Genomic DNA, 537 nt, shown 5'->3' with positions numbered 1-537 from the left:
GTCCCTATAATGCGCACCACTTCCGGCGCGGTCCTCACGGAAAACCTCTTTCGAATCAAGGGGTTGGCTAAGAGGGTGGGGTCGGAAGGGTTGCTGGCAGGCGGTGCCGAGGCTTCTGAAGCCTCCCGAAAAAACCGCTTGACGCGACGATGGGCTGCGGTAGAATGCGCGGCCTCGGTTGAGCGAAAGCCAATCGAAACGCTCTTTAACAATGGAATCAAGCAATTCGTGTGGGTGCTTGTGAGATCGAGACTGATGGTCGACTGATTATCAGCATCACAAGTAACACTCGTGAATTCGAGAGTTTTTTTGCGATTGCTGAGCCAAGTTTAGGGTTTTCTCAAAACCCGGATTGATTTGAACTGAAGAGTTTGATCATGGCTCAGATTGAACGCTGGCGGCAGGCCTAACACATGCAAGTCGAGCGGATGAGGAGAGCTTGCTCTCCGATTCAGCGGCGGACGGGTGAGTAATGCCTAGGAATCTGCCTGGTAGTGGGGGACAACGTTTCGAAAGGAACGCTAATACCGCATACGT

At 52.7% G+C, this 537-nt stretch carries 1 protein-coding gene and 1 rRNA gene; both read left to right on the top strand.

All coding sequences use genetic code 11. The features are described 5' to 3' along the window. A partial coding sequence (locus ACFOJE_RS12825; protein WP_377814762.1) for a hypothetical protein occupies positions 1 to 267 on the top strand: 267 nt, incomplete at its 5' end. Positions 268 to 359: 92 nt separating this feature from the next. Further along, a 16S ribosomal RNA gene (locus ACFOJE_RS12820) occupies positions 360 to 537 on the top strand; the annotation flags it as partial.

The sequence above is a fragment of the Azotobacter bryophylli genome (assembly GCF_042643485.1).
GTDB classification, from domain to species: domain Bacteria; phylum Pseudomonadota; class Gammaproteobacteria; order Pseudomonadales; family Pseudomonadaceae; genus Azotobacter; species Azotobacter bryophylli.
The sequence above is the reverse complement of the archived record's forward strand: the minus strand, read 5'-3'. Positions and strand labels throughout refer to the sequence as shown.